Consider the following 4,418-nt stretch of genomic DNA (forward strand, 5'->3'; position numbering starts at 1 on the left):
GGGTACTGGTCGTACTCAAATTGTTAAAACCACACCAAACCCTGGGGGAGCGTGGCTTGCCCGCGATGGCCGCACCACAAGTCTCAAGCCGGGACCACAGACTCCACCAATCCCAAAAACCGGCAAAGCTCCCCACGCTTGGCCAACGCATCGCGTCGCCCCAGCTCAATCAATTCGCTGCAATACCCCGCCTCGAACAGCAAATAGCTCAACACCCCCGCCCCGCTCGTCTTCGTAGCCCCAGGCCCACGCAGAAACAGGCGCAACGCTGCCGGTAATTCCTGCCGATGCCGCGCCGCAATCTCGTCGATCGGCTGACTCGGCGAAATCACCAGCACGTCTACCGGCGCCACGCCCAGCGCACGGGTCGGCGTACCATCGGGCATCAAGTGACTGAACTGATTCAGACGCTGCAACAGCTCGATGTCGCTTTCCAGGCTATCAATGAACGTACTGTTGAGCATGTGCCCGCCGATCTGCGCCAGCGTCGGCTGTTGCCCAGTGTAGGTGCGTTGCAGCGGTTGCTGCGGGTCGACGCCACGCGGGTTGCCGCTGACACCCACCACCAGCACGCGGCTGGCGCCCAGGTGCAGCGCCGGGCTGATCGGGGCGGATTGGCGCACGGCGCCGTCGCCGAAGTACTCGTCGCCGATTTTCACCGGGGCGAACAACAGCGGAATGGCGGAGCTGGCCAGCAAATGCTCGACACTCAATGCAGTCGGAACGCCGATGCGCCGATGACGCAACCACGAATCGATGGTGCCGCCGCCCTGATAGAAGGTGACGGCCTGACCGGACTCATAGCCAAACGCAGTCACCGCCACCGCCTGCAATTGCTTTTGCGCAATCGCTTCGGCGATGCCGGCCATGTTCAGTTTGTCATTGAGCAAACCGCGCAGTGGCGAACTGTTCAGCAATGCCACCGGCACCTGAGCGCCGATGCCCAACAGGCTGTGACTGACAAAGCGACTGGCCTGGCTGATCACGCCGGGCCAATCGCTGCGCAGCACCAGATGGCTGCGAAAGCCCTGCCAGAACGCCGTCAGTTTTTCGATCGCGCCGCGAAAATCCATCGCCCCGCTGGCCAGGCTGACCGCGTTGATCGCCCCGGCCGAGGTGCCGACGATCACCGGAAACGGGTTGCTTGCGCCCACCGGCAATAGCTCGGCAATCGCCGCCAACACCCCCACTTGATACGCCGCCCGAGCCCCACCGCCGGAAAGAATCAACCCTGTAACCGGTTCAGCAGGACTCATCGCAACACTCCATGGCGCTTAAAGGGATCGGTCACTCAACCGCGTTTTTTGTACAGCTTCGGCTCGCCCGGTGGACGGCTCTTGAAGCGGCGGTGAGCCCAGAGGTATTGCTCCGGGCATTCGCGCAAGGCGCCTTCGACCCACTGATTGATGCGGATGCAATCGGCCTCTTCGGTTTCGCCGGGGAACCCTTCGAGTGGCGCATGAATCACCAGTCGATAGCCGCTACCGTCCGCCAGGCGCTCCTGTGTGAACGGCACCACCAACGCCTTGCCCAACCGGGCAAATTTGCTGGTGGCGGTGACCGTCGCGGCCTGAATGCCGAACAGCGGCACGAAAATACTTTGTTTGGCGCCGTAATCCTGGTCCGGCGCGTACCAGATCGCCCTGCCCGCGCGCAGCAATTTGAGCATGCCGCGCACATCGTCGCGCTCTACGGCCAGCGAATCGAGGTTGTGCCGCTCGCGACCACGGCGCTGGATGTAGTCGAACAACGGATTTTTGTGTTCGCGGTACATGCCGTCGATGGTGTGCTGCTGCCCCAACAGCGCCGCGCCGATTTCCAGCGTGGTGAAATGCACCGCCATCAGGATCACGCCCTTGCCCTCGAGCTGAGCCTTTTTCAGGTGCTCCAGCCCTTCGACATGGGCCAGTTTGGCCAGACGCTGACGCGACCACCACCAACTCATCGCCATTTCAAAGAAGGCGATACCGGTGGAGGCAAAGTTTTCCTTGAGCAGCCGCTTGCGCTCGGCGGGCGATTTTTCAGGGAAACACAGTTCGAGATTGCGTTTGGCAATGCGCCGTCGGTCGCCGGCCAGGCGATACATCACGGCCCCCAAGAGGCGACCGATAAACAGCAACGCCGGATACGGCAACTGCACAACCAGCCACAACAGCCCCAAGCCACACCACAGCGGCCAGAAACGCGGAGAAAGAAATGCTGTTCGAAAACGCGGGCGATCCATTAAAGGTTCCGGAAAGACAATGGCCGGGCATTCTACATCGTTCGACCCGGCTTGCGGCTTGCGGGCGTTCTCGTTATAAGTCTCGGCACTTTTAGTGACAAGCCGTTGTATGCCGACCATGAGCCAAACCGAACTGCAAGACCAGGATCCCGTGTTCCAGTTGAAGGGCAGCATGCTTGCCATTACGGTGCTGGAACTGGCCCGCAACGACCTCGAGAACCTTGATCGGCAACTGGCCGCCAAGGTCGCACAGGCACCCAACTTTTTCAGCAACGCCCCGCTGGTGCTGGCCCTGGACAAGCTCCCGGCCAGCGAAGGCGCGGTGGACTTGCCGGCCCTGATGCGTGTCTGCCGTCAACACGGCCTGCGTACCCTGGCCATCCGCGCCAGCCGCATCGAAGACATCGCTGCCGCCATTGCGGTCGATCTGCCGGTGCTGCCGCCGTCCGGTGCCCGTGAGCGCCCGCTTGATCCGCTCGAAGGCCAGGTGAAGAAAAAACCGGAAAAACCACCGGAATCGACTATCAAACCGACGAAAATCATCACTTCGCCCGTACGCGGCGGTCAGCAGATTTATGCACAAGGCTGCGATCTGGTGGTGATTTCCTCGGTCAGCCCGGGTGCGGAACTTCTCGCCGATGGGAACATCCATGTATACGGCCCTATGCGCGGCCGGGTATTGGCCGGCGTCAAAGGTGACACGAAAGCCAGGATTTTTTGTCAGCAAATGAGCGCTGAACTGGTGTCCATCGCAGGCCACTACAAGGTTTCCGAGGATCTGCGTCGAGATCCCTTGTGGGGTGCGGGCGTACAGGTCAGCCTGTCCGGCGACGTGTTGAACATCATTCGGCTTTAACGGATACTGCCGCATTTTCCAAGCATCTCTAAAACGTAGCGAAAACGGCTCAAACGAAGTAGGAAAACGGCCAAAGGCAGTGTTTACCGGAGGTAAACCCCGCCCAGGACCGTATTCCAGCCAAGGCTGTCCGACTGCAGTAGTTTTTCAAGAGATGTTTTTCAGGGGCTAAAAGTCCTTTTTCCTTAGGGGTGAAACACCTTGGCCAAGATTCTCGTGGTTACATCCGGCAAGGGTGGTGTGGGTAAGACCACCACCAGCGCCGCTATCGGTACCGGCCTCGCTCTGCGTGGTCACAAAACAGTTATCGTCGACTTCGACGTCGGCCTGCGTAACCTCGACCTGATCATGGGTTGCGAACGTCGCGTCGTGTATGACTTCGTCAACGTGGTCAATGGCGAAGCCAACCTGCAACAGGCGCTGATCAAAGACAAACGCCTGGAAAACCTTTACGTACTGGCCGCCAGCCAGACTCGGGACAAAGACGCGCTGACCACTGAAGGCGTGGAAAAAGTCCTGATGGCGTTGAAAGAAGACTTCGAATTCGTGGTCTGCGACTCTCCGGCGGGCATCGAGAAAGGCGCCCACCTGGCCATGTATTTCGCTGATGAAGCGATTGTCGTGACCAACCCGGAAGTGTCCTCGGTACGTGACTCGGACCGCATGCTCGGCCTGCTGGCCAGCAAGTCCCGTCGTGCCGAACGTGGTGAAGAGCAGATCAAGGAACACCTGCTGATTACCCGCTACCACCCGGAACGTGTCGAAAAAGGCGAAATGCTCAGCGTCGAAGACGTCAAGGAAATCCTTTCGATCAAATTGCTCGGCGTGATTCCGGAATCCCAGGCGGTGCTCAAGGCTTCCAACCAGGGCGTGCCAGTGATTCTTGACGACCAGAGCGATGCAGGTCAGGCCTACAGCGACACGGTTGATCGCCTCTTGGGCAAAGAAAAGGAACATCGTTTTCTCGATGTAACGAAGAAGGGATTCTTCGAGCGCCTGTTTGGAGGTAGGTAATGAACATTTTTGACTTCTTTCGTGCCAACAAGAAGCCAAGTACCGCATCGGTAGCGAAAGAGCGTCTACAGATTATCGTGGCGCATGAACGCGGCCAGCGCAGTACCCCGGACTACCTGCCAGCCTTGCAGAAGGAATTGGTCGAAGTGATCCGCAAGTACGTCAACATCGGGTCCGATGACGTGCACGTCGCTCTGGAAAACCAGGGCAGTTGCTCGATTCTGGAACTCAACATCACCCTGCCGGATCGTTAATCGATCCAGCGGTAGCCACGGCGGCTCAGGCTTGCGCCCCTGTAGGAGCCGAGCTTGCTCGCGATGACGG

5 protein-coding genes are annotated in these 4,418 nt (G+C 59.5%); 3 read left to right on the forward strand and 2 right to left on the reverse strand.

Annotation, left to right across the window (positions count from 1 at the left end):
- Positions 1–83 precede the first annotated feature (83 nt).
- Both AC1D2P_RS30215 and AC1D2P_RS30220 read right to left on the reverse strand, forming a co-directional pair.
- Positions 84–1,256 carry a patatin-like phospholipase family protein gene (locus AC1D2P_RS30215; protein WP_223522493.1) on the reverse strand — a complete coding sequence of 391 codons (1,173 nt, stop codon included), beginning with the start codon at positions 1,254–1,256 and terminating at the stop codon, positions 84–86.
- Positions 1,257–1,291: 35 nt separating this feature from the next.
- Positions 1,292–2,224, reverse strand: coding sequence for a lipid A biosynthesis lauroyl acyltransferase (locus AC1D2P_RS30220; RefSeq protein WP_046027119.1), 933 nt, complete (start codon positions 2,222–2,224; stop codon positions 1,292–1,294).
- A gap of 118 nt (positions 2,225–2,342) precedes the next feature.
- On the opposite strand from AC1D2P_RS30220, the gene minC reads away from it, so the two are divergent.
- From minC to minE, 3 genes are all read left to right on the forward strand, one after another.
- A complete protein-coding gene (gene minC, locus AC1D2P_RS30225; protein WP_223522494.1) occupies positions 2,343–3,080 on the forward strand; it encodes a septum site-determining protein MinC in 738 nt (245 codons plus the stop codon).
- Positions 3,081–3,281: 201 nt separating this feature from the next.
- Positions 3,282–4,094, forward strand: coding sequence for a septum site-determining protein MinD (minD, locus tag AC1D2P_RS30230; RefSeq protein ID WP_046027120.1), 813 nt, complete (start codon positions 3,282–3,284; stop codon positions 4,092–4,094).
- Positions 4,094–4,348: a cell division topological specificity factor MinE gene (gene minE, locus AC1D2P_RS30235; protein WP_007944431.1), complete on the forward strand. Its 255-nt coding sequence runs from the start codon at positions 4,094–4,096 to the stop codon at positions 4,346–4,348. The genes minD and minE overlap by 1 nt, the downstream gene beginning before the upstream one ends.
- Positions 4,349–4,418 lie beyond the last annotated feature (70 nt).

Source organism: Pseudomonas sp. P1_F1_2, from assembly GCF_056405815.1.